The sequence below is a fragment of the Pseudomonas migulae genome, from assembly GCF_024169315.1.
Lineage (GTDB): Bacteria > Pseudomonadota > Gammaproteobacteria > Pseudomonadales > Pseudomonadaceae > Aquipseudomonas > Aquipseudomonas migulae_B.
On sequence record NZ_JALJWR010000001.1, the window covers coordinates 3,465,780 to 3,491,909 of the forward strand.

The 26,130-nt window shown below is 60.9% G+C and carries 26 protein-coding genes and 1 riboswitch; of the genes, 8 read left to right on the forward strand and 18 right to left on the reverse strand.

Annotation, left to right across the window (positions count from 1 at the left end):
• Positions 1–42: 42 nt before the first annotated feature.
• Positions 43–930, reverse strand: coding sequence for a formate/nitrite transporter family protein (locus tag J2Y86_RS15860; RefSeq protein ID WP_253433140.1), 888 nt, complete (start codon positions 928–930; stop codon positions 43–45).
• Positions 931–1,003: 73 nt separating this feature from the next.
• Complete coding sequence (locus tag J2Y86_RS15865; protein ID WP_065938148.1) at positions 1,004–1,408, reverse strand: acyl-CoA thioesterase; 405 nt, start codon at positions 1,406–1,408, stop codon at positions 1,004–1,006.
• A 198-nt stretch (positions 1,409–1,606) separates the two neighbouring features.
• Positions 1,607–1,705, forward strand: a riboswitch (S-adenosyl-L-homocysteine riboswitch).
• A 23-nt stretch (positions 1,706–1,728) separates the two neighbouring features.
• Here J2Y86_RS15865 and ahcY point away from each other — a divergent pair.
• From ahcY to J2Y86_RS15885, 4 genes are all read left to right on the forward strand, one after another.
• Positions 1,729–3,138, forward strand: coding sequence for an adenosylhomocysteinase (gene ahcY, locus J2Y86_RS15870; RefSeq protein WP_253433143.1), 1,410 nt, complete (start codon positions 1,729–1,731; stop codon positions 3,136–3,138).
• Positions 3,139–3,299: 161 nt separating this feature from the next.
• A complete protein-coding gene (metF, locus tag J2Y86_RS15875; protein WP_253433146.1) occupies positions 3,300–4,145 on the forward strand; it encodes a methylenetetrahydrofolate reductase [NAD(P)H] in 846 nt (281 codons plus the stop codon).
• Between the two features lie 194 nt (positions 4,146–4,339).
• Positions 4,340–5,155, forward strand: coding sequence for a substrate-binding periplasmic protein (locus J2Y86_RS15880; RefSeq protein WP_253433149.1), 816 nt, complete (start codon positions 4,340–4,342; stop codon positions 5,153–5,155).
• A 223-nt stretch (positions 5,156–5,378) separates the two neighbouring features.
• Positions 5,379–7,253, forward strand: a complete 1,875-nt coding sequence (locus J2Y86_RS15885) for a DEAD/DEAH box helicase (protein ID WP_253433152.1) — start codon at positions 5,379–5,381, stop codon at positions 7,251–7,253.
• Positions 7,254–7,504: 251 nt separating this feature from the next.
• Here the strand turns inward: J2Y86_RS15885 and J2Y86_RS15890 are convergent, their stop codons facing one another.
• The 3 genes from J2Y86_RS15890 to J2Y86_RS15900 form a co-directional block, all read right to left on the reverse strand.
• Complete coding sequence (locus J2Y86_RS15890; RefSeq protein ID WP_133835621.1) at positions 7,505–8,098, reverse strand: YceI family protein; 594 nt, start codon at positions 8,096–8,098, stop codon at positions 7,505–7,507.
• A gap of 32 nt (positions 8,099–8,130) precedes the next feature.
• Entirely contained in the window at positions 8,131–8,682 is a 552-nt protein-coding gene (locus tag J2Y86_RS15895) for a cytochrome b (protein WP_253433155.1), read from the reverse strand.
• Positions 8,683–8,932: 250 nt separating this feature from the next.
• The gene (locus tag J2Y86_RS15900; RefSeq protein WP_253433158.1) at positions 8,933–10,696 is read right to left on the reverse strand and encodes a flavin monoamine oxidase family protein; all 1,764 of its coding nucleotides are present in this window, start codon (positions 10,694–10,696) and stop codon (positions 8,933–8,935) included.
• 222 nt (positions 10,697–10,918) lie between these two features.
• Here J2Y86_RS15900 and J2Y86_RS15905 point away from each other — a divergent pair, with 222 nt between their 5' ends.
• Together J2Y86_RS15905 and J2Y86_RS15910 are read left to right on the forward strand one after the other, a co-directional pair.
• Positions 10,919–12,325: an adenosylmethionine--8-amino-7-oxononanoate transaminase gene (locus tag J2Y86_RS15905; protein ID WP_253433161.1), complete on the forward strand. Its 1,407-nt coding sequence runs from the start codon at positions 10,919–10,921 to the stop codon at positions 12,323–12,325.
• A 179-nt stretch (positions 12,326–12,504) separates the two neighbouring features.
• On the forward strand, positions 12,505–13,224 hold the full coding sequence (locus J2Y86_RS15910; RefSeq protein ID WP_253433164.1) for a 16S rRNA (uracil(1498)-N(3))-methyltransferase: 720 nt from the start codon (positions 12,505–12,507) through the stop codon (positions 13,222–13,224).
• Positions 13,225–13,305: 81 nt separating this feature from the next.
• On the opposite strand, the gene J2Y86_RS15915 is transcribed toward J2Y86_RS15910, so the two are convergent.
• From J2Y86_RS15915 to J2Y86_RS15925, 3 genes are read right to left on the reverse strand one after another with little or no spacing between them, the layout of a single operon-like run.
• Positions 13,306–14,208, reverse strand: a complete 903-nt coding sequence (locus J2Y86_RS15915; RefSeq protein WP_253433167.1) for a transporter substrate-binding domain-containing protein — start codon at positions 14,206–14,208, stop codon at positions 13,306–13,308.
• A gap of 27 nt (positions 14,209–14,235) precedes the next feature.
• Positions 14,236–14,586: a RidA family protein gene (locus J2Y86_RS15920; RefSeq protein WP_253433171.1), complete on the reverse strand. Its 351-nt coding sequence runs from the start codon at positions 14,584–14,586 to the stop codon at positions 14,236–14,238.
• 18 nt (positions 14,587–14,604) lie between these two features.
• The gene (locus J2Y86_RS15925) at positions 14,605–15,849 is read right to left on the reverse strand and encodes a D-amino acid dehydrogenase (RefSeq protein WP_253433174.1); all 1,245 of its coding nucleotides are present in this window, start codon (positions 15,847–15,849) and stop codon (positions 14,605–14,607) included.
• A gap of 107 nt (positions 15,850–15,956) precedes the next feature.
• On the opposite strand from J2Y86_RS15925, the gene J2Y86_RS15930 reads away from it, so the two are divergent.
• The gene (locus J2Y86_RS15930) at positions 15,957–16,865 is read left to right on the forward strand and encodes a LysR family transcriptional regulator (RefSeq protein ID WP_253433177.1); all 909 of its coding nucleotides are present in this window, start codon (positions 15,957–15,959) and stop codon (positions 16,863–16,865) included.
• A 5-nt stretch (positions 16,866–16,870) separates the two neighbouring features.
• On the opposite strand, the gene trhA is transcribed toward J2Y86_RS15930, so the two are convergent.
• Complete coding sequence (trhA, locus tag J2Y86_RS15935) at positions 16,871–17,488, reverse strand: PAQR family membrane homeostasis protein TrhA (RefSeq protein ID WP_253433180.1); 618 nt, start codon at positions 17,486–17,488, stop codon at positions 16,871–16,873.
• A gap of 138 nt (positions 17,489–17,626) precedes the next feature.
• Between trhA and J2Y86_RS15940 the strand changes: the two genes are divergently transcribed.
• Entirely contained in the window at positions 17,627–18,541 is a 915-nt protein-coding gene (locus J2Y86_RS15940) for a LysR family transcriptional regulator (RefSeq protein ID WP_253433184.1), read from the forward strand.
• Positions 18,542–18,653: 112 nt separating this feature from the next.
• Here J2Y86_RS15940 and madM read toward each other — a convergent pair whose 3' ends face one another.
• The 9 genes from madM to mdcA form a co-directional block, all read right to left on the reverse strand.
• Positions 18,654–19,418: a malonate transporter subunit MadM gene (gene madM, locus J2Y86_RS15945; RefSeq protein ID WP_253433187.1), complete on the reverse strand. Its 765-nt coding sequence runs from the start codon at positions 19,416–19,418 to the stop codon at positions 18,654–18,656.
• Between the two features lies 1 nt (position 19,419).
• Positions 19,420–19,836, reverse strand: coding sequence for a malonate transporter subunit MadL (gene madL, locus J2Y86_RS15950; RefSeq protein WP_253433190.1), 417 nt, complete (start codon positions 19,834–19,836; stop codon positions 19,420–19,422).
• A 65-nt stretch (positions 19,837–19,901) separates the two neighbouring features.
• Entirely contained in the window at positions 19,902–20,813 is a 912-nt protein-coding gene (gene mdcH, locus J2Y86_RS15955) for a malonate decarboxylase subunit epsilon (RefSeq protein WP_253433193.1), read from the reverse strand.
• Positions 20,810–21,430 carry a malonate decarboxylase holo-ACP synthase gene (locus J2Y86_RS15960; RefSeq protein ID WP_253433196.1) on the reverse strand — a complete coding sequence of 207 codons (621 nt, stop codon included), beginning with the start codon at positions 21,428–21,430 and terminating at the stop codon, positions 20,810–20,812. Before J2Y86_RS15960 ends, mdcH begins: the two co-directional genes overlap by 4 nt.
• The gene (gene mdcE, locus J2Y86_RS15965) at positions 21,424–22,227 is read right to left on the reverse strand and encodes a biotin-independent malonate decarboxylase subunit gamma (protein WP_253433199.1); all 804 of its coding nucleotides are present in this window, start codon (positions 22,225–22,227) and stop codon (positions 21,424–21,426) included. The genes J2Y86_RS15960 and mdcE overlap by 7 nt, the downstream gene beginning before the upstream one ends.
• Complete coding sequence (locus J2Y86_RS15970; RefSeq protein WP_253433203.1) at positions 22,224–23,078, reverse strand: biotin-independent malonate decarboxylase subunit beta; 855 nt, start codon at positions 23,076–23,078, stop codon at positions 22,224–22,226. The genes mdcE and J2Y86_RS15970 overlap by 4 nt, the downstream gene beginning before the upstream one ends.
• On the reverse strand, positions 23,071–23,370 hold the full coding sequence (locus J2Y86_RS15975; RefSeq protein WP_253433206.1) for a malonate decarboxylase subunit delta: 300 nt from the start codon (positions 23,368–23,370) through the stop codon (positions 23,071–23,073). Before J2Y86_RS15975 ends, J2Y86_RS15970 begins: the two co-directional genes overlap by 8 nt.
• Positions 23,370–24,227, reverse strand: a complete 858-nt coding sequence (locus J2Y86_RS15980) for a triphosphoribosyl-dephospho-CoA synthase (protein WP_253433209.1) — start codon at positions 24,225–24,227, stop codon at positions 23,370–23,372. The genes J2Y86_RS15975 and J2Y86_RS15980 overlap by 1 nt, the downstream gene beginning before the upstream one ends.
• Positions 24,227–25,897, reverse strand: a complete 1,671-nt coding sequence (gene mdcA, locus J2Y86_RS15985; protein WP_253433212.1) for a malonate decarboxylase subunit alpha — start codon at positions 25,895–25,897, stop codon at positions 24,227–24,229. The genes J2Y86_RS15980 and mdcA overlap by 1 nt, the downstream gene beginning before the upstream one ends.
• Positions 25,898–26,130: the final 233 nt, after the last annotated feature.

The following is a 26,130-nucleotide window of genomic DNA, read 5'->3' on the forward strand; positions in this document are numbered from 1 at the left end:
ATGGCACCGGCAGGCCGAGCGAATTGATACCTCGCCTCGGCCTTATCGCCTGACGTCCTCGTCAGCGGTCGGCCTGGCTTCGCTTCCCTTCTCTTTCGGCGCGCCGCTTTCACTGCGAATCTGCGCATGGCTGATCAGCGCAAAAATAAAACTGCCGCCGATGATATTCCCCACCAGCGTCGGCCCGGCGAACACCAGCCAGAAGTCCTTCCACGGCAGTTCCCCGGCAAACACCAGATACGAAACCTCGGCCGAACCGACCACGATGTGGGTGAAGTCCCCCAGCGCCATGAAGTAGGTGATAAGGATGATGATCCACATCTTGGCGCTCTCCATGGACGGGATCATCCAGACCATGGTCGCGATCATCCAGCCCGAGACGATGCCCTTGGCGAACATCTGGCTGGCATCGTTTTCCATGACCTTGCGGCCGATGTCGAGGAAGGCCAGGTCGGTCTTGCTGTCGAAAATCGGCAGATGCAGCATCACATACGCCACCAGCAAGGTGCCGCAGAGGTTGCCCACCAACACCACCGACCACAATCGCAGTAACCGGCCGAAGTTACCCAGAGTCGGCTTGCTCATGATCGGCAGTACGGCCGTCAGGGTGTTTTCGGTGAACAGTTGCTGGCGGGCGAGGATCACCGCGAGAAAACCGGCGCAATAGCCGAAACTGGCGATGACCTTGAAACCTTCGGCGTCGGGCAGGCGGGAATTGAGCAATCCCATGGCCATCAGCGAGAGTCCCATGGTCAGGCCGGCGGCGAGGGCCGACCACCAGAGCGCGGCGATGCTGCGTTCAAGCTCCTGATCGCCCTGAGTGCGGATGATTTCATGCAGGACCGCCGCGCGCGGAGGCTGATTCTTGTCGACTTCGTGCTGCTCTTTCGCCGAGAGGTCGGGGGTCTTGCCTTCTTTTTGCGTGTCCATTGAAGCTCCTGAACCTTGGCGTGTCTTGTAGGTACGACACGTGGGGGCCGGGAGCGTTCTGTAGGAGCCAGCATTACTCGCGGATGCCATCATCCTGAAACTGATCTTTGACGTACTTGATCTCGGTCCGGCCATGGGGCGCGGGCAGGCCGTCTTCACCGAGGTTGACGAAGACCATCTTCTCCACCGTCAGGATGCTCTTGCGGGTGATCTTGTTGCGCACTTCGCAGGTCAGGGTGATCGACGTACGGCCGAACTCGGTGGCGGTGATGCCCAGTTCGATGATGTCGCCCTGGCGCGAGGCGCTGACAAAATTGATTTCGGAAATGTACTTGGTGACCACGCGCTGATTGCCCAGCTGGACGATGGCGTAGATCGCCGCTTCTTCGTCGATCCAGCGCAACAGGCTGCCGCCGAACAGCGTGCCGTTGGGGTTGAGGTCTTCGGGTTTTACCCATTTGCGGGTGTGGAAATTCATATTCACTCCTGACCGTCTTGCCGATTGATGCCGTCCATCATGGCAGAGCCCGGACTAGAGCTCTATTAAGCATCGACTATGGTCTCGATTACCGTTCGGACATTGACCTGCAGAAAGGCTTTGGAAGATCAGCATAGCCCGCTATAATCGCCCCCGTTTCAAAACGGTAACGTTCCATTGATACCGTTTTCCCGCCACCTGTCCGAGGGGCGCTGCAGCAGGTTCGACCTGTCAGGCTCGGATGGGGCGTTGCCTGGCCACGGCCAGACACTAAACGCACAACGGCGCCCATTCGCATACATTACGAATGGAGGCTCATCATGAGCGCTGTTATCACGCCTGCAGATTTTAACGATTACAAAGTCGCCGACATGTCCCTGGCTGCCTGGGGCCGTCGCGAAACCATCATCGCTGAATCCGAAATGCCAGCCCTGATGGGTCTGCGCCGCAAGTACTCCGCCGAGCAACCGCTCAAAGGCGCGAAAATCCTCGGCTGCATCCACATGACCATTCAGACTGCCGTGCTGATCGAAACCCTGGTTGCCCTGGGTGCCGAAGTGCGCTGGTCGTCCTGCAACATTTTCTCGACTCAGGACCAGGCCGCTGCCGCCATCGCTGCTGCCGGTATCCCGGTTTTCGCCTGGAAAGGCGAGACTGAAGAAGAGTACGAGTGGTGCCTGGAGCAAACCATCCTGAAAGATGGCGCGCCTTGGGATGCCAACATGATCCTCGACGACGGCGGCGACCTGACCGAGCTGCTGCACAAGAAATACCCGGCGATCCTGGACCGCGTCCACGGCGTCACCGAAGAAACCACCACCGGCGTTCACCGCCTGCTGGACATGCTGGCCAAGGGCGAGCTGAAAATCCCGGCCATCAACGTCAACGACTCGGTGACCAAGAGCAAGAACGACAACAAGTACGGCTGCCGTCACAGCCTGAACGACGCGATCAAGCGCGGTACCGACCACCTGCTGTCCGGCAAGCAAGCGCTGGTCATCGGTTACGGTGACGTGGGCAAGGGCTCCGCTCAGTCCCTGCGTCAGGAAGGCATGATCGTCAAGGTTTCCGAAGTCGACCCGATCTGCGCCATGCAAGCGTGCATGGACGGTTTCGAACTGGTTTCGCCGTTCATCGACGGTATCAACAACGGCACCGAAGCCAGCATCGACAAAGCCCTGCTGGGCAAGATCGACCTGATCGTGACCACCACCGGCAACGTCAATGTTTGCGATGCAAACATGCTCAAAGCCCTGAAGAAACGCGCTGTTGTCTGCAACATCGGCCACTTCGACAACGAAATCGACACCGCTTTCATGCGCAAGAACTGGGCATGGGAAGAAGTGAAGCCACAGGTTCACAAGATCCACCGTACCGGTCCTGGCGCATTCGATGCCCAGAACGACGACTACCTGATCCTGTTGGCCGAAGGCCGTCTGGTTAACCTGGGTAACGCCACCGGTCACCCAAGCCGCATCATGGACGGTTCGTTCGCCAACCAGGTTCTGGCGCAGATCTTCCTGTTCGGCCAGAAGTACGCCGACCTGTCGCCAGCCCAGAAAGCCGAGCGCCTGACCGTTGAAGTACTGCCGAAGAAACTCGACGAAGAAGTGGCCCTGGAAATGGTCCGCGGTTTCGGCGGTGTTGTGACTCAACTGACCAAGACCCAGGCCGACTACATCGGCGTGACGGTTGAAGGTCCGTTCAAGCCGCACGCTTACCGCTACTGATTGGAACTGCTGCCTGCTCTCCCTTGTGGGAGCGGGCTTGCTCGCGAAGGCGGTTGATCATTCAACATTATTGCTGACTGACCCGCCGCTTTCGCGAGCAAGCCCGCTCCCACATGGGATGTGCACGCCTCACAGGCTTACGCGTTTTCAAGGGTATTCCCATGTCCCAAGACCGTCGCTACAGCTTCGAGTTCTTCCCTACGAAGACCGACGCTGGGCATGAAAAGCTGCTCGCCACTGCTCGTCAGCTGGCCACGTACAACCCCGATTTCTTCTCCTGCACCTATGGCGCTGGCGGTTCGACCCGTGATCGAACCCTCAACACCGTGTTGCAGCTTGAAAGCGAAGTCAAAGTTCCTGCCGCACCGCATCTGTCTTGCGTAGGCGACAGCAAGGACGACCTGCGCGGCCTGCTGGCGCAATACAAGGCAGCCGGCATCAAGCGTATCGTTGCCCTGCGCGGTGACCTGCCTTCGGGCATGGGCATGGCCAGCGGTGAAATGCGCCACGCCAATGACCTGGTTGAATTCATTCGTGAAGAGACCGGCGATCATTTCCACATCGAAGTTGCCGCTTACCCGGAAATGCATCCGCAAGCGCGCAATTTCGAGGACGATATCGCCAACTTCGTGCGCAAGGCTAACGCTGGCGCCGACAGTGCGATCACTCAGTATTTCTTCAACGCCGACAGCTACTTCTATTTCGTCGAGCGTGTACGGGCGCTGGGCGTGAACATCCCGATCGTGCCGGGGATCATGCCAATCACCAACTACAGCAAGCTCGCGCGCTTCTCCGATGCCTGCGGTGCGGAAATCCCGCGCTGGATCCGCAAGCAACTGGAAGCCTACGGCGACGACATCCAAAGCATTCAACGCTTTGGTGAACAAGTCATCACCGAGATGTGTGAACGCCTGCTGCAAGGTGGCGCTCCAGGGCTGCACTTCTACACACTGAACCAGGCTGAAGCGAGTCTGGCGGTGTGGAACAACCTGAAGTTGCCGCGCTAAACACCGTTACAAGCAAGATCAAAAGATCGCAGCCTGCGACAGCTCCTGCATGGGAATGTGTAATCCCTGTAGGAACTGCCGAAGGCTGCGATCTTTTGCGTTCAGCGCGCTTTTATTGTGATGCAACACACGGAGATAGAGCATCTGCAGCCGGTTTCTGGCTCTTTCCCGTTTCTCGTCGTAATCTCAGGCCCATGCCTCTGATCCCGCAGTTAATCGCCGTGCTGGTTTTCACTTGCCTGAGCTTCGCCGCTCGGGGCGAGAAGCTTCGCATTGTCACGGAACCGTGGGCGCCTTACGTCTACGAGGAAAACGGCAAATCACTGGGCCTGGATTACGAAACCACGGCCATCGTCTTCAAGCGGCTGGGGATCGAAGTCGAATGGCAGTTCCTGCCGTGGAAACGCTGCCTGTCGATGCTCGAAACCGGCCAGGCCGATGGCGCGCTGGATATTTTTCACAGCGCAGAGCGTGACGCCACCCTGCTCTACCCCAGCGAACCGCTCTCGGAAGTCGAGTTCGTGATGTTTTACGCCAACGAACGACCTCATCCGTTTCGCACCCTCGAGGACCTGAAAGGCCTGACCATCGGCACCTCGCCGGGCTATCTGTACAGCACGGACTTTCGCGAATCGACCCTGTTCACTCGCGAACCGGCGCCCACCCATGAAGCCAATTTCGGCAAACTGGTGCGCGGACGGATCGACCTGCTGATCACCGATCGCCGGGTCGGCCAGCATTTGCTCGACGAATTGAACATCCGCGACCAGATCAGCGAAAACCCCACGGTCATCAGCCAACAAAGCCAGTTCCTGGCCGTGCGCCGCAATGCGGGCATGGACTTGCTGGTGCAACGCTTCGGCGCCGAACTCAAGCGATTCAAGCGCGAGCCCGCCTACGCCGAACTGAGTGCCCGCTATGGCGCCGATCCGGCAGTCAGCACGAAAGCCGCCGCGGCCACCGCCATCCGCGGAAAAACCGTTGAGCAGCAGGAAAGCGGCGCGCAGTGATTGCTCTGTTATACTCCGGCCTTCCCGCCAGGCTCACGCCCGGACGCTCGGACTTGTTCAAGGCATCTCGACCCCGCTACGGCGCAGCTTTTCAGCCCGCGCGAGCGCTCCAGACGAGCTTTCAAGCCCCAGCAGGACCGGACGGGATTGCGTTCCTCTTAAACGCCATTCGCGCCAGGCAAGACTCCCATTGGGCCAAGCCCTAACTAAAACAGGATTACTCATGTCCTTTGCTTCCCTCGGTCTCTCCGAGGCTTTAGTCCGCGCCATCGAGGCAGCGGGCTATACCGAGCCTACTCCGGTGCAACAGCGGGCCATTCCCGCCGTGTTGCAAGGTCGCGACCTGATGGTTGCGGCTCAGACAGGTACTGGTAAAACCGGCGGCTTCGCCCTTCCGATTCTGGAACGGTTGTTTCCAGGCGGTCACCCGGACAAATCCCAGCGTCACGGCCCGCGCCAACCGCGCGTACTGGTCCTGACCCCGACTCGCGAACTCGCGGCTCAAGTCCACGAGAGCTTCAAGGTCTACGCCCGTGACCTGAAGTTCGTCAGCGCCTGCATCTTCGGCGGCGTCGGCATGAACCCTCAGGTTCAGGCCATGTCCCGTGGTGTTGACGTGCTGGTGGCCTGCCCTGGCCGCTTGCTCGATCTCGCCGGCCAAGGCAGCGTCGATCTGTCCCACGTGGAAATCCTCGTGCTGGACGAAGCCGACCGCATGCTCGACATGGGCTTCGTCCATGACGTGAAGAAGGTCCTGGCTCGCCTGCCGAGCAAGCGTCAGAACCTGCTGTTCTCGGCGACGTTCTCCAAGGACATCACCGACCTCGCCGGCAAGCTGCTGCACAACCCGGAACGCATCGAAGTCACGCCGCCGAACACCACGGTCGAGCGCATCGAACAGCGCGTATTCCGCCTGCCGGCCAACCACAAGCGTTCGCTGCTGGCGCACCTGATCACCGCAGGCGCCTGGGAACAGGTGCTGGTGTTCACCCGCACCAAGCACGGCGCCAACCGTCTGGCCGAATACCTGGACAAACACGGCCTCACCGCCGTCGCGATCCACGGTAACAAGAGCCAGAACGCGCGCACCAAAGCCCTGGCCGACTTCAAGGCCGGTGAAGTGCGCATCCTGGTTGCCACCGACATCGCCGCGCGCGGTCTCGACATCGACCAGTTGCCACACGTGGTCAACTTCGAACTGCCGAACGTCGACGAAGATTACGTTCACCGCATTGGCCGTACCGGCCGTGCCGGTCGTTCGGGCGAGGCCATCTCGCTGGTCGCTCCGGACGAAGAAAAGCTGCTGAAAAGCATCGAACGCATGACCAAGCAGAAAATCGCCGACGGCGACCTGATGGGCTTCGATTCCAGCGCTGTAGAAGCCGAGAAACCGGAAGTCCGCGAGCGTCCGGATGTGCGTAACCCGCGCAACCCACGTGGCCCGCGCGGCGACGGTCCGAACGGCAGCGGCGGTGGCGGCGGTCGTAAAGACAAAGGCAAGGACAAGGGCGGCAAGGAAAAACCTGCAGCCACTGGCCGTGGCGATCGTCCGGCCCGTGAGCAGAAACCACGCGAAGGCACGCCGGCTCGCGAGCAACAGCGTCCGGCGCCACGCGCTGCCGCTGACCGTGCTCCGGACGAGTTCCTGGACGACGATATCGATAACTTCGGTAACCGCGTCGACTACGTGCCTCAAGCCAAACCGGCTCAGGGCCGTGGTCGTCGTCCGGGTGCTCCGGCCCAAGGCACGACCGCTGGTGCAGGTGCTCCGCGCACCGGTGGCAAACCGCAGGGTCGTCAAAGTGGCCCGCGCAGCAGCGACGGCGCCACCACCGGCACCCCGCCGGCCAAGCGCAGTGGTCCGCGCAACGGCGCCCCGCGTGACGGTCAGGCCCGTCGCGAAGAAGGCCGCAACCGCCGCCCGGCCCGTGACGACCAGCCGCGTTCGGAACCAGCCGTGCAAAACCCGCGCGGTCCGGCACCGAAGATCATTCACAAGGAGTCGAAAACCGATCGTTTCCCGACTCCTGAGCAACTTGATCAACTGCCAGGCCGTCCGCGTGGTGAGAAGCCAGCATTGCTGACTCGCAATCGCTGAGGTTTTCCCAGCCATAAAAATGCCCCGGTTCGCCAGAACCGGGGCATTTTTTTGGACAAATGAAAACCCAGTGGAAGCGGGCTTGCCCGCGAAGGCGGCGGATCAGTCGACATCAATATTGAATGTTCAACCGCATTCGCGAGCAAGCCCGCTCCCACAGTGGATTTGTGGTGGTCATGCCGTTTTTTGGCAGGCAATAAAAAACGCCCCCAATCGTGAGATCGGGGGCGTTTTTGTTTTAGCGGCGAAAGTTACTTCGCTTTCACACCTTCAAACGAAACGTACAGCTCGACCGCGTCGGACTGTGGGCCCAGGTCTTTCTGCTTGCCGAAATCGGAACGCTTGATGCTGGTGGTGCCCTCGAAGCCGGCACGGTAGCCGCCCCATGGATCCTTGCCTTCACCCAGGAAAGTGGCCTTGACCACGACTGGCTTGGTCACACCCAGCAGGGTCAGGTCACCGGTCACGTCCGCAGTGTCTTTACCCGCGGCGTTTTTGCCGGTGGATTTGACGCTGGTGGACACGAACGTGGCTTTGGCGAACTTGCTCGCATTCAGGAAATCACCGCTGGCGATGTGCTTGTCGCGCTCGGCATGGTTGGTGAACACGCTGGCGGTGTTCACGTTGAACTCGATCTTGCTGGCTTCAGGCTTGGCAGCGTCGAAGCTGAACTTGCCGTCGATGTCCTTGAAGGTACCGGTGATGAAGCTGTAGCCCAGGTGGCTGATCTTGAAGTCAACGAAGGCGTGCTGGCCTTCCTTGTCGACGACGTAGTCAGCTGCCATCACGTTGGCGGACAGCAGGGCAGAACCGATTGCCAGAGCGGCGAGGGTCTTTTTCAACATGCTTTCTATTCCTTTGGAGTCGAGGTTGAACTTCAGGCTTTGCGGCCCAGCATACGAGTGAGGGTCGCATCACGATCGATAAAGTGGTGCTTCAATGCTGCCAACGCATGGAGACCGGAAAAAATTACCAGCACCCACGCCAGATACAGATGAATCACACCGGCGGTGTCTGCCTGGTCCGGTAGTCCGGACACCAGCGCAGGAACTTCAAACAGGCCAAACACCGGAATCCCGACACCGTCTGCGGTGGAAATCAGGTAACCGGCAATCATCACAGCAAACAGGCCAAGGTACAGGAACGAATGGCCAAACTTCGCGCCGATGCGCGTCAGTCGACTGTAGCTGTCGAGTGTCGGCGGGGGCGGACTGACATAGCGCCACAGCACCCGCAGCAACATCACCGCAAACAGCACCAGGCCAATGCTCTTGTGCAGGTCCGGCGCGTCTTTGCGCCAGGTGCTGTAGTAGTCGAGACCGACCATCCACAAGCCCAGTGCGAACAGACCGAAGACCGCCAGCGCCACGCCCCAGTGCATGAAAACGCTGACCCAACCGTAGCGGGAAGAAGAGTTACGTAGCTGCATGCCCAAATCCTGTGAGAACTGCGACCAAGACTATCGAGTTATCTATCGATTTAAAGCGGAAAATTTCGCTTTGAAATATCGAGAAATACGATCAAGAGTCTGAAATGGGTGAGTTAAGGAAAGATTAAAGACCAATGTGTGAAAAAAGATGACGTCCAAATCAAGAACACCTGCGCTGTGAGATTTATTCGTTCTTTCTTCAGGCATAAAAAAACGCGGCATTTCTGCCGCGTTTCTTTAATCCCAAAGCTTACTGCGCTTTGGTATCGGCCACAGCAGGCTTGGCCGCTGGCTTCTTCGCCGCTTCAACTTTTTTCGCCGGGGCTTTGGCCGGGGCTTTTTTGGCTTCGGTTTTGGCAGCAGGCTTTTTCGCCGGTGCTTTGGCCGGAGCCTTCTTGGCAGGCTCGGCTTTCACCGGTGCTGCAGGCTTCGGCGCTTCCACTGGCGCAGGCGCCGGGGTGGCCACTGGAGCTGGCGCCGGTGCTGGCGGTGCTACCGGCTCGGGAGCCTTGACCGGTTCCGGCTTCTTGTCCTCATCGGAGGAACCACCAAACAGATTGCTGAAGAAGTTGCCCTTCTTCGCCGCCACCGCGCCGGCCGCTACAGCCGTCGCTGCCGGAACAACCTTCGCCGGTTCAAACGACTTGCCCGCCGCCAGGTCTTCAACCTGACTGGCCGCCCGCTGACCCGTGCGCAACGCGCCTTCCAGCGTGCCTGGGTACAAGGTGTCGGTGTGTTCGCCAGCGAACGCTACGCGCTGCAGCGGGCGCTCCCACAGGCGCCAGTACTTACTGATCTGGCCCGGGCCGAAGGCCAGGTAAGCGCCGCCCATCGACGGGTCGGTGCTGTAGCGACGGATTTCATAACCGGTGAACGAACCGCGCGCCTGTGGATAAAACGCGTGCAGACGAATCAGCACCTGATCGGCCATTTGCTTGTCGCCAAACGCTTGCATCACGCGCGCGTTGTCGCCGGACAGGTTGATCACCACGTTGGCGCCGCCCTTCAAGGCAGGCTCGACCCACAACATGCCCAGGCCGGTGTTGCTGTAGATCTCGCCGGACATGCGCGCCTTGCTTTCCCATACCGGCGTCTTGAACTTCAGCATGATCTGGTCGCGCCAACCGTAGTTGGTGCCTTTGATGGCGCCCATGTGCTGGGCATCCAGCGCCGGGGTCATCTGGATCTTGTTCAGGGCGCGCAATGGCACGGCGACCACGACGTAGTCAGCCTGATAGCCGACGCTGCCGACTTTGACGGTCACGCCATCCTTGTCTTGGGTAATGGCCGACACCGGGGAGCTGGTCTTGATGGTTTTCAGTTGTTTGACGAAGGCTTGTGCCAGTACCGGGCTGCCGCCGAGCAGGCGCGAGGCGCGCAGGTCACGGTCGGAGACACCGCGATAAACCCGGCTCTGTTGTGCGTAGTACAGCAGCGACAGGCGCGAAGGTTCGTCATAACGGGTACGAATTTGCTGATTGATCAATTGACGGGCCGTGGCCGGCAACGTCAGTCGATCGAGCCAGTTGGAGACGTTGATCTGATCCAGGGCATGCAGCGTGCTGTTCGCCGCGGGGTTCTGCGGGTCTTCAATGGAGCGAGCCAGATCGTCGAGAGTCTTTTCGTAGCGCTTGAGGGCATCGGCGGTGGCCGGCTCCTTGGTCGCCAGGTCGGCCGCGGTGTAATACACGCCGTCGATCAGGTAGCTCGGGGTACGAACGAATTCAGGCGCTGGCGTGGTGCTCAGCTTGAACGTCGAGACGTATTTGTTCAGCACTGGCTGGGTCTTGTCGTTGCCGATCCACTCGCTGGTGGCCATCCCGGAACGGCCGCCCAGGCTTGGTTTGGCTTCCAGCAAAGTGACCTGCCAGCCTTTGTTCTGCAGTTCGTATGCCGCCGTCAGGCCCGAGAGCCCGCCGCCGATCACGATTGCCGTCTTATCCTTGGCCAGCGCAGACACGCTGAACAGCCCCAACATCACCAGCGCACAGGCGCGCAGCCAACCAGCAGACATTCAGCGAACTCCGGAAATACACGTAGGAAAAACAGTTTTGCGAGTCAGACGACTCAAAGAACCGCGAAGAATACGTTAGCCATCATTGGGCCGCCAGCGACGTCTATCGCCCTATACAAAGTAGCTCAATCGACACAATGGGTTGTTCCTGCGCGATGCATTGCATAGGCTTGCGCGATTGTATGTCCGCGCATGTCACGTAACGCCTCGAGGAGACTGAACATGGGCCTGAATAATCAGTGGATGCAACGCGATCTTGCGGTGCTGTGGCATCCCTGCACCCAGATGAAAGACCACGAACAACTGCCGCTGATCCCGATCAAGCGCGGTGAAGGCGTGTGGCTGGAAGACTTCGAAGGCAAACGCTACCTCGACGCGGTCAGCTCCTGGTGGGTCAACGTGTTTGGCCACGCCAACCCGCGCATCAACCAGCGCATCAAGGATCAGGTCGATCAGCTGGAACACGTGATCCTCGCCGGTTTCAGCCACCAGCCCGTGATCGAGTTGTCCGAGCGCCTGGTGAAGATGACGCCGGAAGGCCTGACCCGATGCTTCTACGCCGATAACGGGTCGTCCTGCATCGAAGTCGCGCTGAAAATGAGCTTTCACTACTGGCTCAACCGCGGCCAGCCGAACAAAAAGCGTTTTGTCACCCTGACCAACAGCTACCACGGCGAGACCATGGCGGCGATGTCGGTGGGCGACGTGCCGCTGTTTACCGAGACCTACAAGGCGTTGCTGCTGGACACCATCAAGGTGCCGAGCCCGGATTGCTACCTGCGCCCCGACGGCATGAGCTGGGAAGAGCATTCACGCAACATGTTCGCCGCGATGGAACAGACGCTCGCAGAGAACCACGACACCGTCGCGGCGGTGATCGTCGAGCCGCTGATTCAGGGCGCCGGTGGCATGCGCATGTATCACCCGGTTTATTTGAAGCTGCTGCGTGAAGCTTGCGACCGTTATGGCGTGCACCTGATCCACGACGAAATCGCCGTCGGCTTCGGCCGCACCGGGACCATGTTTGCCTGTGAGCAGGCCGGCATCCGCCCGGACTTCCTCTGCCTGTCCAAGGCCCTCACCGGCGGTTATCTGCCGCTGGCGGCCTGTGTGACGACTGAAGACGTCTACAGCGCGTTCTACGACGACTACCCGACCCTGCGCGCCTTCCTGCATTCGCACAGCTACACCGGCAACCCGCTGGCGTGCGCGGCGGCATTGGCGACGCTGGATATCTTCGAAGAAGACAACGTCATCGAGAACAACAAGGCGTTGGCGCAGCGCATGGCCTCGTCTACCGCACATTTGGCCGATCACCCGAACGTCTCGGAAGTGCGTCAGACCGGCATGGTGCTGGCCATCGAGATGGTCAAGGACAAGGCGACCAAGGAAGCTTATCCGTGGCAGGAACGTCGTGGCTTGAAGGTGTTCCAGCATGCGTTGGAGCGCGGTGCTTTACTTCGACCGCTGGGCAGCGTGGTGTATTTCCTGCCGCCGTACGTGATCACGCCGGAGCAGATCGACTTCCTCGCGGAAGTGGCCAGTGAGGGGATCGACATTGCGACTCGCAATAGCGTCAGCGTGTCGGTGCCAAAAGACTTCCACCCCGACTTCCGTGATCCAGGCTAAAGCCTGATGCAAATCCTGTGGTGAGGGAGATTTATCTGTGGCGAGGGGATTTATCCCCGTTGGACTGCGCAGCAGTGCCATTTTTGGGGCCGCTTCGCAGCCCAACGGGGATAAATCCCCTCGCCACAAAGAGTCAGCAGCCACAAAAGCAACTTCGATCCAATTTTTAGAGACCCAGCATGAGACTGTCCCGCTTCTTTATCGACGCCCCCCTGAGCACCGGCGAGCACGAGTTGCCCGAGGCCCAGGCCCATTACATCAGCCGCGTGCTGCGCATGGCCGAGGGCGATGCGTTGCAATTGTTCGACGGCTCGGGCCATGAGTTTCGCGCATCGCTGGTGGAGGTCGGCAAGAAGCGCGTCGTGGTGCAGATCGATGAAAGCTTCGCCGGTCAGGTCGAATCACCGCTGCAGATTCATCTCGGCCAGGGCTTGTCCCGTGGCGAGCGGATGGATTGGGCGATTCAGAAAGCCACTGAACTGGGCGTGACTGAAATCACCCCGATCTTCAGCGACCGCTGCGAGGTCCGGCTGAAGGACGAACGCGCCGACAAACGCCTGCTGCATTGGCGTCAGGTGGCAATCAGCGCGTGCGAGCAGTGCGGGCGGTCACGGGTGCCGGTGATTCATCCGCCGCTGTTGTTGGCGGACTGGTTGAAGCAGACCCAGGCAGAATTGAAGTTGGTGCTGCATCCGGTGGCCGAGCCGCTGGTGAGCCATGCGAAACCGGCGACGCTGGCGTTTTTGATCGGCCCGGAAGGCGGGTTGTCCGACGCTGAAGTCGAGCAGGCCAAGGCTGGCGGTTTTCACGCCGCCCGCCTCGGCCCTCGCGTGCTGCGCACCGAAACCGCGCCGGTGGTGGCGTTGGCGGTGGCCCAGCAGTTGTGGGGCGACTTCTAACCCCTCTTCGCGGGCAAGCCCGCTCCCACAGGAGACCGCGTACTGATCGTTCCCACGCGCGTGGGAACGATCATTCAGCAGCTATTGCACCGGATCACTCACCGGTTTGGCGATGATTGCTTTCAGCTCGCTGGTCATCGGGAATTCCAGGTTCAGGCCTTTGGGCGGAATCGGCTGCTGGAACCAGCGGTTGTAGATACCGTTGATCTCGCCCGAGCTGTACAGATCGGCAAGGGTCGAATTCACCAACGCAAGAAACTGCGGATCATCCTTGCGGACCATGCAGCTGTAGATTTCCCGCGACTGCTCCTCACCCACCACAACCCAGTTATGCGGATCGCGAGCCTTGGCGCGTTCGCCGTAAAGCAGCGCGTCATCCATGTAGAACGCCGCCGCCCGACCTGACTGCAACATCTGGAAGGCTTCGCCATGGTCCTTGGCGCTGATCACGAACATATCGATCTTGTGATCGATGTTGTAGCTCTTCAGAAACCGCTCATTGGTGGTGCCCGCGGTGGTCACGACGTTCTTGCCGCGCAGGTCGGCGAAGCTTTTGATGCCGCTGTCTTTCGCCGTGAGCAGCTGACCCTTCACGTAGATAAACCCGTAGGAAAACGCCACTTGCTGCATGCGCTCGGCGGTCACGCCGGTGGAACCGCACTCAAGGTCGACCGTGCCGTTCTGCACGAGCGGAATGCGCGTCTGCGAGGTCACCAGGTTGTACTTCACCTGCAGACCCGGCAGTTCAAGCTTTTGCTTGATGCGCTCGACAATCTTGCTCGCCAGGTCCACCGAATAGCCCATCGGCTGCCCCGTGTGATCACCTACGTAGGAGAACGGCACCGACGCGTCGCGATAGCCCAGCGTGATGCTCTTGGCATTGGCGACTTTGCTCAGCGTGCCGGTCAGCGGCGCTTCGTTGGCCTGGACCTGACTGGCTAGCAGCAGGCCGAGGGTGCAGCCGATCAACGTGATTTTTTGCATTGTTATTCTCCGTTGTGGATTAAGCGATTAGCGGCGGGCGGCGATCACGGTGATTTCCACCAGCACCTCTGGACGGGCCAGTTGCGCCTGCAAGGTGGTGCGGGTCGGCGCTTTGCCCGGTGACAGCCACTGCGACCAGACCTCGTTCATGGCGGCGAAATCGCGGCCAATGTCGTTCAGGTAAATGGTCGCGTTGAGCAGATGATCCTTGTCGCTGCCAGCTTCGGCCAGCAACGCGTCGATCTTCGCCAGCACCTCGGCGGTTTGGCTGGTGACGTCGGTGCTGTCACCCGGAACCTGACCCGAGAGAAACACCAGATCGCCAAAGGTCACCGCGCCAGAGAGTCGGCTGTTGCTGTTGATACGGTTGATGTTCATCGGTTTTTCCTTTTCAAGTCAGGCGACGCGGGGGGCGAGGCCCTGCATTTCGATTGAAGGTGTGCGCCGGGCGATCAACTCGCTGAGCAACCGGCCGCTGCCACAGGCCAGGGTAAAACCCAGGGCGCCATGGCCGAGGTTGAGCCACAGGTTGCGGTACGCCGTGGCCCCGATCAATGGCACGCCGCTGGGGGTGGCCGGGCGCATGCCGGCCCATTCGACGGCGGCGTCGTAATCGCCAGCATTTGGAAAGGTTTCCTGCGCCTGGCGCTTGATCAGCGCCAGACGTTTGGGGTCGAGCGCCGGGTCGAAACCGACAATGTCGACCATCGCCGCCACGCGCAATTGTTCACCGATGCGGGCGAAAACGATCTTGCGGTTGTAATCGGTGATGCTCAGCTCCGGCGCACGATGTTCGGCGCGGATCGGCAAGGTCAGGCTGTAGCCCTTGAGCGGATACAGCGGCAGGTTCATACCCGGCAACGCCAGCGCCGGACTGCGATGTCCGGCGGCAATCACCAGTTGATCGACCGGCAGCACCTGCGAACCCATTTCGACGGCCTGCACCGTGCCGTCCGCATGACGAATGCCGGTGACCTTGCGACCGAGCAAAAACTCGCAACGCCCCGACGCCTGGAGTCGAGCCAGCAGTTGCTGGCAGAAAGCATGGCAATCGGCGACTTCTTCGTCAGGCGTATAAATCGCGCCCACAAACGGCGCCTCGGCGAGTGCAGGCTCCAGTTGCGCGCATTCGGCCCGCGACAGCACGTGCTGCTGTTGCGGATCAGCCACCAGACGGTGGCTCGCATGCTCGAAACTCACGGCTTCACGAAACGTCACCAGTTTGCCGTTGCGTCGCCAGTCGAAACCGTCGAGGCGGTCTTCTTCGCGCCAGCCTTGCAGCGTGGACTGGCTCAGCAGCGCCAGACGCAGCAGGTGCGCGCCGTTGCGCTGATTCACCGAACGACGGCAGGCCGCCAGGAAAGACGCCATCCAGCGCCATTGCGCCGGGTCCAGGCGCGGACGCAGCTTTAACGGCGAGTCACCGCGCAGCATCCAGCCAAGCGCCTGCAATGGGACGCCGGCATCGGCCAGTGGCGCGACGTAACGGTAGGACAACTGGCCGCCGTTGGCGAAACTGGTCTCGCTGCCCAGCGAATCCCGGGCCTCGATCAGCGTCACGTCGATGCCCTCGCGAACCAGTGCGTACGCTGTCGTCAGCCCGATGACGCCACCACCGATGATGCAAACCCGCTGAGCCATGTCTGTCCTTAGCCGTTGTTGAAACAGGCTTCAGGTTAGGACCAGGTGACAGACCTTGAACAATGCTTAAAGATGCCTGACCCATAAACAAAGGTTATGGACTTGCCATGCGACTGCGACACATCGAGATTTTCCAGGCCATTCGCCAGACCGGTTCGGTCAGTGGCGCCGCGCAGTTGCTGCACGTATCGCAACCGGCGGTGAGCAAAGTGCTGCAACACGCCGAGCAGCAACTGGGCTTTCCGTTGTTCCTGCGGGTGCGCGGTAAATTGCAGGCTACGCCGGAAGCGCTGGAGCTTGAGCGCGAGGTCGACAAGGTCACCGAAAGCCTGCAGGGCGTGCGACGTCTGGCCCAGAGCCTGCGGCGCGAGCCGGGTCACAGCGTACGGATCGGCGCGATCCCGGCGCTGGCCCTGTCGCTGCTGCCGCCAGCCATCAACGAGTGGACGCAACGCTACCCGGACATTGTCTGCGAACTGTCCAGCGCCCACAGCCGTGAGCTGATGCAGAATTTGTTGATGCGCGAAGTGGATGTCGCGCTGACCTTGCAGCCGCCGGATCATCCGGGCCTGAAAGCGCAGGCCTTGGCCTGCGGGGTTTTGGTGGCACTGGCGCCGTTGGGCTATTGGACCGACGACGCCTTGGGCCAACCGTTGCCATTGATCGAACTGGCCGGTGCGCCGCTGATTGGCCTGTCCAGCGCCGACCCGCTGGCGGCCAGGCTCGACAGCTACCTTGAGGCGGTCGATCCGCCGCCACGGGTTCGTATCGCCGTGCAGACCTATTCGCTGGCGCGGGCGATGGTTGAATCCGGTGCCGGGCTGGCGGTGATCGATCCGTTTACCGCGCTAGGCGCATCCCCCGCCACCACGGCGATTCGACCTCTGGCACCCGCGTTACCGATCACGTTGTATGCGGTGACTCGCGCCGACGAACCACCGCCCCATACCTTGAGCGACTTGTTGCAGGTGTTCAGCCGACGGGCGCAGGCACAACTGGATCGCTTGATCCCTTAGCAGACTCAAAGGACATAAAACAGAATCGCCACGAAGTGCAGCAAGCTCCCGGCGATCACGAACAGATGCCAGATCCCGTGGGCATGGCGCAAACGACTATCCAGCGCAAAAAAGATAATGCCCACGGTGTACAGCACGCCGCCCGACGCCAGCCAGGCGAAACCTGTACTGCCCAATGCCGCCAATAACGGTTTGACCGCCACAAGTACGATCCAGCCCATCACCGCATAGATCACGATCGACAGAATCCGCGCTTCCGAACGCGGCTTGATCTCCTGCAGGATGCCGATCAACGCCAGCCCCCAGACAATCCCGAACAACGTCCAGCCCCACGGCCCGCGCAGGGTTACCAGACAGAACGGCGTGTAACTGCCGGCGATCAACAGATAGATCGAAAAGTGATCGACCTTCTGCATGATCGCTTTCTTGCGCCCGCGCACGCTGTGGTAAACGGTCGATGCGCTGTAGAGCACCATCAACGTGAAACCGTAGATCGCCACGCTGACAATCTTCCACGGGCTGCCGTCCATGCCGGCAATCACCAGCATCCACACCGCCCCGACAACTGCTGCCACCGCCCCGACCAGATGCGTCCAGGCGTTCAATCTTTCCCCGTGATACATGTGTTGCTCACCTCAAGATTCGTTGCAACTTCGCGTAAGGCTCACGCCTGAAGGTTAAAAGCGCAATGTTTCAAAACACAAATCCCCCAAGAACCCACATACGTGCACAATCGAGCCATTCGAATAAGAGTCCGGCCCATGCTGATCGACGAAGAGTTGACCCTGAAAAAACTCGAGGTGTTCCTCGCCTTCATGCGCACCGGTAACCTGGCTCGGGCTGCCGCCGAGTTGCAAACCAGCAACGTCAGCGTGCACCGCGCCATTCATTCCCTGGAGAGCGCCCTGCATTGTCCGCTGTTCAAACATGAAGGCCGCAACCTGACGCCACTGGAAAGCGCCTATGTGCTGGAAGAACGCGCGCAGAAGCTGATTCAGGATGTGGTCGAAACAGTGCGCCTGACCCGCGAAGCCGCCGGTTTCTCCGCTGAGCGCTTCAAGCTGGGCTCGTTGTATTCGCTGACGGTGAAGACCGTGCCGCAACTGATCATGGGCCTGAAAATCCGCCGCAGCGAACTCAACATCGACCTGATCCTCGGTTCGAATTTCGATCTGTTGTACAAACTCAAGAACATGGAAGTCGATGCGATCCTGGTGTCTTTGGACGACAGTGTGAACGACCCCGACTGCGAGCAGATTCCGCTGTTTTCCGATGACATCTTCCTGGCCACCCCGGCGGATTCAAAGTTCGCCCAACGCGCGGAAGTGGATCTGGCCGAAGTCCGCGACGAGACGTTCATCACCCTGACCCAAGGCTTCGCCACGCACCAGGATGGCAATCGGGTGTTCAGGCAGGCAGGGTTCGAACCGAAGGTGGCAATGCAGGTCAACGACATCTTCACCCTGCTGAGCATGGTCAGCTCGGGGGTGGGTTATGCGTTGCTGCCGGGGCGGATCGCGGCGGTGTATGAGAACCGGGTGAAGCTGATCCCGTTGCAGGAAAAGTACCGGCTGCAGCAGCACATCGGTGTGGTGTTCCTGAAGGCCAAGGAGCGCGACCCGAATTTACTGGCGTTGCTGGCGGAGTGTCGGATGTATGCCAACCGGCAAACCTGACAGACCGCGTCGCCCCCTTCGCGAGCAAGCCCGCTCCCACATTGGAATGCGTTCCCCTGTGGAGCGGGCTTGCTCGCGAAAGCGCCGGAACAGTCAGCGAAGACCCAGCGGTTTAGCCGACAATCCCCCGAACAATGAAGTACAACAACGAAGGCCCCAGCAAGCACCCAAGCCCGGTATGAAACGTCGCGGTCAACGCGCCATAAGGCACCAACCGCCGATCCGTCGCCGCCAACCCGGCCGTCACACCGCTCACCGTCCCGGCCAACCCACCAAACACCATCGCCGAACGCGGATTATCCAGCCCCATCCAGCGCGCTGCCATCGGCGTGCCGACCATCACCAGAATCGCCTTGATCAACCCGGTGGCAATTGACAACGCCACCACATCGGAACTGGCGCCAATTGCCGCCCCGGTCACCGGCCCGACGATGTACGTCACCGCGCCCGCGCCAATGGTGGTCATGCTCACCGCATCGCGGTAGCCAAACGCCCAGGCGATGCTCGCCCCGACAACGAACGGCAGCACCGTGCCCAACAGCAGTGCGATCACGCCGATCAGCCCGGCCTTTTTCGCTTCGGTGGCTTGCACTTCGAACGCCGTGGCGACGATGGCGAAATCCCGCAACATCGCACCGCCCATCAAACCGATGCCGGAAAACAGCGTCAGGTCCGCCAGGCCTTTTTGCCCGCCGGTCATGGTCCCGCCAACCCAGGCCAGTACCAGGCCAATGACGATGGCAATCGCCGAGCCATGAATCCGTCCGAACGTCAGGCGTTTGGACAGCACCACCGACACCCACATGATCACGCCGACAAACGCGAACGCCGTGACCAGACCGTTATGTTCCAGACCTTTCTCGATGAGATCCCACATGTCAGCGACCTCCTACGGGAGTGGCGACGGGGCTTATTTCCTCGGGTTCATCGGGCAACGGTTCGCCTTTGTGAGTCCGACTGATCAGCGCAATGGTGCAACCGCAGAGGACCACTGAACCGATCGCCGCGAGCACCGCCACCGGGCCGCCATGCAGCGCGGTCACGACGTTTTGTTGCGCCGCCATCGCCACCACCACCGGAATGTACATCGCGCCCCAGAAGCCGACGCCCATCTCGCAATCCTTGGTCATGCCGCCGCGCTTTTGCATCCACAGCCGCGCGCAGATCAACAGGATCATCGCGATCCCGACACCGCCAACGTTGGATTTGACGCCCAGCATCACGCCAAGCATGTCACCCATGATCACCCCTGCCAGCGTACAGATCGCCAACAGCGCCACACCATAAATAATCATTGTTGTAGTCCTCAAAGTGCATCGTCGAATGTTGTTTTTGTTGTTCGAAGGCCTGAGTCGGTGGTCTAGGGTTGGCGGCTTCCCTCCTCACGCAACAGCGCCTGCAAGGTATCGAGCCGCGCCCCGTCGAAGGCAATCACGGTGCCCTGCTCGAACACCCGGCGCGCCAGCCCGGTCAGCACCGCACCGGGCGGCAGTTCGATCTGTAGACGTACGCCGCGCTCGTAGGCGCTTTGCACGGTGCCGCGCCAATCGACGACGCGGCACATGTTGAAGGCGAGGTCGTCGCGCAAGGCTTCGGCATTGATGACTGGCCGGGCGCGACTGCCGCTGAGGTAACCCAGGGTCGGCGTTTTCAGCGGCACCCTGGCGAATGCATCGGCCAGGGTTTTAGCCGGCGCATCCAGCAGCGGACAGTGCGACGGCACACTGACGGCGAGTCGCTTGGCCAGGCCTGCACCGCGACCTTTCGCCAACTCGGCGACGGCTTTCATCGCGCCGTCGCTGCCGGCAATCACCACCTGGTTATCGGCATTGATGTTGGCCAGGTAAACCGGCGTATCGACGCTGTGAACCTGTGCCAGCAAGCTTTCCACTGTCGACAAATCGAGACCGATGATCGCGGTCATGCCGTAGCCCTGTGGATAAGCCTGCTGCATCAGCTCACCGCGCAGGCTGACCAGATGCAGCGCATCGCTGAAACTCAACGCACCCGCTACCACTGCCGCCGGATAGGCGCCGATGGACAATCCCGCTACGTAATCCGGCGCCATGGATAGCTGGCGCGACGCGGCGACACCGGCGATCAACAGGCAAAGCTGAACCGCCCGTGTCGACTTCAACGCTTCGGCAGAATCCAGCAACAACGCGTCTTCACCGAGCACGTCACTCGCCTCGTTCACCGTTTCGCCAGGCAAACGATGGAGCATGCCCGGCTGCTGCGCGCCTTGCCCTGGGAACACCAGCAGACTGCTCAAGCTGCTTGCTCCTGCGGGTTCCACGGATCCATCACCAGACAGGCTTCACTGGCATTTTTCAGCAGTACCCGGCGTGCACCACCAGCCCATTCACGCAGGGCGACGGCGCCGAAAGGCGTCTGCAATTGCATGTCTACCTGGCACTCAGACGTGTCCAGAATCTTCAGCAGTGCCTGCGCCTTCAAGCGATCCAACGGTTGCGGTGTGCGCAGGATCAAGTCGAGATCGCTGCCTTCGTGCAAGGCGTGGACACCGCAGGCCAATTCAAACCCGGCGCTACCACTGACACCCCACACCCAACCGCAGCCATCGAGCATCGGCCGCAGTTGATTGAGGGTGCGCACTGCCGGAAGATCCCGGTCGATCGAGACGTGAGAAAGTTCTTCCGGACTGACGCGACGCGAAACCGCATCGACCGACATCACCGTTGCAAAACGCTGCTCACGCAATCGCCCACGCACCCCGACCGCGATGTGATCCGGCGCACTCAGCGCACGCCGAACCACCACTGGCTGTCCCGCGTGGATCGACTCGATCACCCAGGCAGGTGCGTCCACCGGCAGCTGCTCCGGGGTCATGCCCCAGAGCAGGTCGTGGGCCAGAAAGGTATTCACCACTGTTCTCTCAGCAGTTGGCGAACCTTGCTGGATGCCGCGCGATTGCTCGCACCCAAGCGGCTGCTCAGGTCACGCCCGCTTGCGGCAACATCGCCAATCGCCTGGTTCAGGCATTCAGTGACCCGCGTCAGATCGGCGGCCGTCGGCTGCTCGATCTGCTCAACCGACAAGGTTTCCCAAAGCAATCCAAGGCTCGCATAACTGTCGATGTCATACGCCATCGGCGGCACACTGGCGGCCAGCGCTTCCAGCTCTTCGACGCTGCGCAAGGTCACCCGCGCCGCCGAAGCCTTGCCCATCGCATGCACCATGACACCGGGATCACGCAGCGCGATCAGCCGATTGGCCTGATAACCATGGGCCAGGAATGCCCCGGACATCGCCTTGCCCACCAGCAAACCAATCACGGCGTGGCCGGCCAGTCGGGCGCGAGCGTAACTGTCCGCCGCACCCGCCAAAGCCTGATGAATACCAAGTGCTTCTTCGCGCCGACCATAGGCCTGACTCGGCACATCAATGATCGCGATCAAGGCGCGCTTGCGCGGTTTACCAACGTCGGCCGTGATGACCTCATCCACAGCCTTGGCCAGGCCCCAGCCTTCCAGCAAACCGACTTCACCGTTGCGAGCGCGGACAAACCGGTTGTCCGGATCAGCCACCACCGCAATAAACCGGACAGGCTGATCACCCAATACGCCGTCGGCCACCTTCAATGAAGCGGGCAAACCTTCGACCGTTTTTCCGCCCGCACTCAAGGCGTTGAACCAGCTCAAACCTCTCAGGGAATACGAACTCATGAGCGCTCTCCTCGATACAGATCGCGAACCACTGACGGTTCAATTTGCGGCGCGGCGTCCAGACGGGCCAGCCGTTGCAGGAACAGATCGGCCTGACGACTGCGTTGTTGCGCCGGCAAGCCCTGTTGCAGCAACCCGCTGACCTGCTGCTGAATCTGTGCCACGTCGTCAGCGACAAAACAGTCCACCAAGCCACTGGCAAAACGCTGCTCGCCACCGGTCAGGCTCCAGATGAAAGGACGGTCGCGGGAGTCGTATTCCTCAAGCCCGGCTTCCTGTTCGATCACTTGCGGGCCGTTCAGGCCAAGGCGCGCTTCCTGGGTCACCAGCAAATAGCTGCATAACCCGGCGGCAATCGACATCCCGCCAAAGCAACCCACGCTTCCGGCGACGACACCGACCACCGGTTGGTATTGGCGCAAATCGACAATCGCCGCATGAATATCGGCAATCGCCGCCAGCCCGAGGTTGGCTTCCTGCAACCGCACGCCGCCGGTTTCCAGCAGCAACACGGCGCGGGTCGGAGTGCCGTTGCGGTTGTCCTCAGCGGCCAGCTCCAGTGCGCCGGCAATCTTTGCCCCGCCGACTTCGCCGAGGCTGCCGCCCTGAAACGCGCCTTCGATGGCCGCGATGACCACCGGCAAACCGCCGATGCTGCCTTTGGCAATCACCACGCCGTCATCGGCTTGCGGCACCACGCCCTGGCGCGACAGCCACGGCGACATGACCCGTTGAAACGGATCGAGCAGTTCACGGAAAGTGTCGGCATCGAGCAAGACTCTCGCCCGTTGCCGCGCGCCGAGTTCGATGAAGCTGCGTCTTTGTAGGTATGGCTGGAGGAGATCAGTCATGGCCGATCTCCTCGAAGCCTTGTTCCAGACGCAAACGCACCACGCCGGGCGTCGCACCGAAGTCGTGGATATCGATGGCCATCGCTGGCGGAGTCTGGCCATCGAACATCCGCGAAAATAGATGCTGCCAGCGTTGTTCGGCGCCATTGACCGAGGTCTGCACCTTGATGGTCAGCTTGCCGGCCTGACCCGGTTCGATCAGCACTTCCAGATCGCCCGAGCCGACACAACCCACCAGCGTGCGACCGCGTGGCGGCTGCCCGGCGGGGAATTCAAAGGATAAGGTTTCCATCAGAAAGCTCCGGACTCGATGCGGTCGATAAACAGGCAGGCGGCGAGTAAATCCGCTGCACCACCGGGCGACGCATTCAATGCGATTAATTGTTCGTCCAATTCGTGCAGACGACGGCGACCGGCGAGGCTGGCACTGCCGCCGGCATCGAGTACGGCCTGGGCACCGAGTTGCATGGTGTGCAGGCCCTGTTCGCCAGCGCGGTACAGCACGCAGGTGTCGGCCAGATTGGTCATGATCGCCAGCAAGGCATCGAGCCGGGCGTTCTGCTCTCCATGGCCAACGGCACGGCTGCGTTTGAGTTGTGGCAGCGCCCGTTGCAACACCGATGGAAAGCCCAGTTGAGCTTCTTCGCGGGCACCCCGCACGCCGTAGCGTTGGGCGACCTGGGCGCCGTGGCTGAGTGGACGTGGCGCGTATCGGTCTTCAAGTAACGCGAGGCTTGCAGCTCGCAAAGCGATGGCGCCTGCTGCAGTAGATTCAGGTTCAAGCGCGCAGGCAGTGACCAAAAGCCCCAAGGCCCAGATCGCCCCACGATGGGTGTTCACGCCGCCAGTCGTGGTGAGCATCGCTTGCTCCCCTTCCCGACCAATACGCCCGACGGCTTCGCGCAGCGGCAAACCCACTTCGCCAAACTCAATGGCCGCTTCTGCCATTTCCTTGAACGCCGGCCACAACGACAACGCCGAAGCGTGCATCAGCCCAAGGTGCAAATCAGTGTGCGCGCCGTTGCCACGACGATCGACCAGCGCCGGTTTCGGCGACAGGTCCGCTTCGTCGATCAGCGCGTCCACCGTCAGGTCCGCCAGCCGTTCGGCCAGGGTTAACGTTTTCGGTTGCAGGTTGAAGGCGTGCATTACCAGCTCCTGAATTTGGCGGGCGGGTTGTAGAGGCCACCGGACCACTCGACCAGATCCGCCACGCTTTTGGCGGCGAGCAATTCGCGGGTGGCGTCGGTGCGACGAATGCCGAGGTCTTCGGGCAAGGCGATCAACCCTTCGCGACGCATGCGCGCGGTGTCTTTCGGGTTGTGGCGCAGGCCGATCACGGTCACGCCGGCGACGGCGGCGATCATCGCCTGGCGTTCTTCCAGCGAACGCGCCTTGTACAGGTAGGCGATGCCTTCTTCAGTCAGCAGGTGGGTGACGTCGTCGCCGTAGATCATGATCGGCGCCAGCGGCATGCCGCTTTTCTTCGCCACTTCAATCGCGTCGAGGGTTTCGACGAAGGTCGGTTTGCCGCCCTCCTGGAAAGTCTCGACCATTTGCACCACGAGTTTTTTGCCGCGTTCCAGCATTGGCTCGGGCACGTCGGTGTGGCGCATGTCGAGCCAGGCCGGGGTGCCGTGGCGACGACCGCGCGGGTCGTGGCCCATGTTCGGCGCGCCACCGAAACCGGCCAGGCGCCCGCGGGTCACGGTGGAGGAATGGCCGTCGCCATCGACTTGCAGGGTCGCACCGATGAACAGGTCGACCGCGTATTGCCCGGCCAGTTGGCTGAACATTCGGTTGGAGCGCAGCGAGCCGTCGCGCCCGGTGAAGAACACGTCCGGCCGCGCGGCGATGTAGTTTTCCATGCCCAGTTCGGTGCCGAAGCAATGCACGCTTTCGACCCAGCCGCTTTCGATGGCCGGGATCAAAGTCGGGTGCGGGTTGAGCGTCCAGTTGCGGCAGATCTTGCCTTTGAGACCGAGGGATTCGCCGTAGGTCGGCAGGATCAGTTCGATGGCCGCGGTGTTGAAACCGATGCCGTGGTTCAGCGACTGGACGTTGTGTTTTTCGTAGATCCCGCGGATCGCCATCATCGCCATCAGCACGTGCACAGGCTTGATGTGGCGTGGGTCGCGGGTGAACAGCGGTTCGATGTAGAACGGCTTGTCCGCCACTACAACGAAATCGACCCAGGAGGCGGGGATGTCGACGCGTGGCAGGTCAGTAACGTCGTCCACCAGTTGGTTGACCTGAACGATGACAATGCCGTCGCTGAAAGCCGCCGGTTCGATCAGCGCCGGCGTGTCTTCCGTGCTGGCGCCGGTGTAGATATTGCCGGCGCGGTCGGCCATGAAACCAGCCGAGAGCACGACGTTGGGAATCAGGTCCACCACCAGTCGCGCATAGAGCTCGATGTAGGTGTGGATCGCGCCGATTTCCAGCAGGCCGTCTTCAAGCAATTGGCTGATGCGCAGGCTTTGGGTGCCGGCGAAGGAAAAGTCGAGCTTGCGGGCGATGCCGCGTTCAAACAGGTCCAGGTGTTCGGAGCGTCCGACGCTGGGCATGATCATGTGCAAGTCATGCAGCTTTGCCGGATCGGCTTTTGCCAGTGAGCGGGAAAGGAAATCCGCCTGTTTCTGGTTATTGCCCTCCAGCACCACACGGTCGCCGGGCAGGATCAAGGCTTCGAGCGCCGCGACAATGTTGTCGGTGGGCAGGACCACACCGTCGGCAAGGCCTTTGACCAACTCGAGACGCCGCTGCTTTTCGCTGCGCCGCCGCGTCCATCGCGAGTCGGGGGATATTGTTGTTGTCATGACCACTCCACGGGTTCGCTGTCGTGGGGGTCACCTTAGGAGTGTTGGGTGGGGGCATCAATCAAGCAGAGCGACGGATCGTTACGGTCAGGGTAATGGTTGAACCGGCCGCCGCCATCGCGAGCAGGCTCGCACATTGGATTTGCGGCGTACACACCCCTGTGGGAGCGAGCCTGCTCGCGATGGGGCCAGAACAATCCCCGCCGATTTCAATGCCGGAGTGCAATGATCGA

Bases quoted from the DNA above. Each gene is read 5' to 3' on its own strand.
- J2Y86_RS15860 (WP_253433140.1), bottom strand. From the start codon at position 930: ATGGACACGCAAAAAGAAGGCAAGACCCCCGACCTCTCGGCGAAAGAG.
- J2Y86_RS15865 (WP_065938148.1), bottom strand. From the start codon at position 1,408: ATGAATTTCCACACCCGCAAATGGGTAAAACCCGAAGACCTCAACCCC.
- ahcY (WP_253433143.1), top strand. From the start codon at position 1,729: ATGAGCGCTGTTATCACGCCTGCAGATTTTAACGATTACAAAGTCGCC.
- metF (WP_253433146.1), top strand. From the start codon at position 3,300: ATGTCCCAAGACCGTCGCTACAGCTTCGAGTTCTTCCCTACGAAGACC.
- J2Y86_RS15880 (WP_253433149.1), top strand. From the start codon at position 4,340: ATGCCTCTGATCCCGCAGTTAATCGCCGTGCTGGTTTTCACTTGCCTG.
- J2Y86_RS15885 (WP_253433152.1), top strand. From the start codon at position 5,379: ATGTCCTTTGCTTCCCTCGGTCTCTCCGAGGCTTTAGTCCGCGCCATC.
- J2Y86_RS15890 (WP_133835621.1), bottom strand. From the start codon at position 8,098: ATGTTGAAAAAGACCCTCGCCGCTCTGGCAATCGGTTCTGCCCTGCTG.
- J2Y86_RS15895 (WP_253433155.1), bottom strand. From the start codon at position 8,682: ATGCAGCTACGTAACTCTTCTTCCCGCTACGGTTGGGTCAGCGTTTTC.
- J2Y86_RS15900 (WP_253433158.1), bottom strand. From the start codon at position 10,696: ATGTCTGCTGGTTGGCTGCGCGCCTGTGCGCTGGTGATGTTGGGGCTG.
- J2Y86_RS15905 (WP_253433161.1), top strand. From the start codon at position 10,919: ATGGGCCTGAATAATCAGTGGATGCAACGCGATCTTGCGGTGCTGTGG.
- J2Y86_RS15910 (WP_253433164.1), top strand. From the start codon at position 12,505: ATGAGACTGTCCCGCTTCTTTATCGACGCCCCCCTGAGCACCGGCGAG.
- J2Y86_RS15915 (WP_253433167.1), bottom strand. From the start codon at position 14,208: ATGCAAAAAATCACGTTGATCGGCTGCACCCTCGGCCTGCTGCTAGCC.
- J2Y86_RS15920 (WP_253433171.1), bottom strand. From the start codon at position 14,586: ATGAACATCAACCGTATCAACAGCAACAGCCGACTCTCTGGCGCGGTG.
- J2Y86_RS15925 (WP_253433174.1), bottom strand. From the start codon at position 15,849: ATGGCTCAGCGGGTTTGCATCATCGGTGGTGGCGTCATCGGGCTGACG.
- J2Y86_RS15930 (WP_253433177.1), top strand. From the start codon at position 15,957: ATGCGACTGCGACACATCGAGATTTTCCAGGCCATTCGCCAGACCGGT.
- trhA (WP_253433180.1), bottom strand. From the start codon at position 17,488: ATGTATCACGGGGAAAGATTGAACGCCTGGACGCATCTGGTCGGGGCG.
- J2Y86_RS15940 (WP_253433184.1), top strand. From the start codon at position 17,627: ATGCTGATCGACGAAGAGTTGACCCTGAAAAAACTCGAGGTGTTCCTC.
- madM (WP_253433187.1), bottom strand. From the start codon at position 19,418: ATGTGGGATCTCATCGAGAAAGGTCTGGAACATAACGGTCTGGTCACG.
- madL (WP_253433190.1), bottom strand. From the start codon at position 19,836: ATGATTATTTATGGTGTGGCGCTGTTGGCGATCTGTACGCTGGCAGGG.
- mdcE (WP_253433199.1), bottom strand. From the start codon at position 22,227: ATGAGTTCGTATTCCCTGAGAGGTTTGAGCTGGTTCAACGCCTTGAGT.
- J2Y86_RS15970 (WP_253433203.1), bottom strand. From the start codon at position 23,078: ATGACTGATCTCCTCCAGCCATACCTACAAAGACGCAGCTTCATCGAA.
- J2Y86_RS15975 (WP_253433206.1), bottom strand. From the start codon at position 23,370: ATGGAAACCTTATCCTTTGAATTCCCCGCCGGGCAGCCGCCACGCGGT.
- J2Y86_RS15980 (WP_253433209.1), bottom strand. From the start codon at position 24,227: ATGCACGCCTTCAACCTGCAACCGAAAACGTTAACCCTGGCCGAACGG.
- mdcA (WP_253433212.1), bottom strand. From the start codon at position 25,897: ATGACAACAACAATATCCCCCGACTCGCGATGGACGCGGCGGCGCAGC.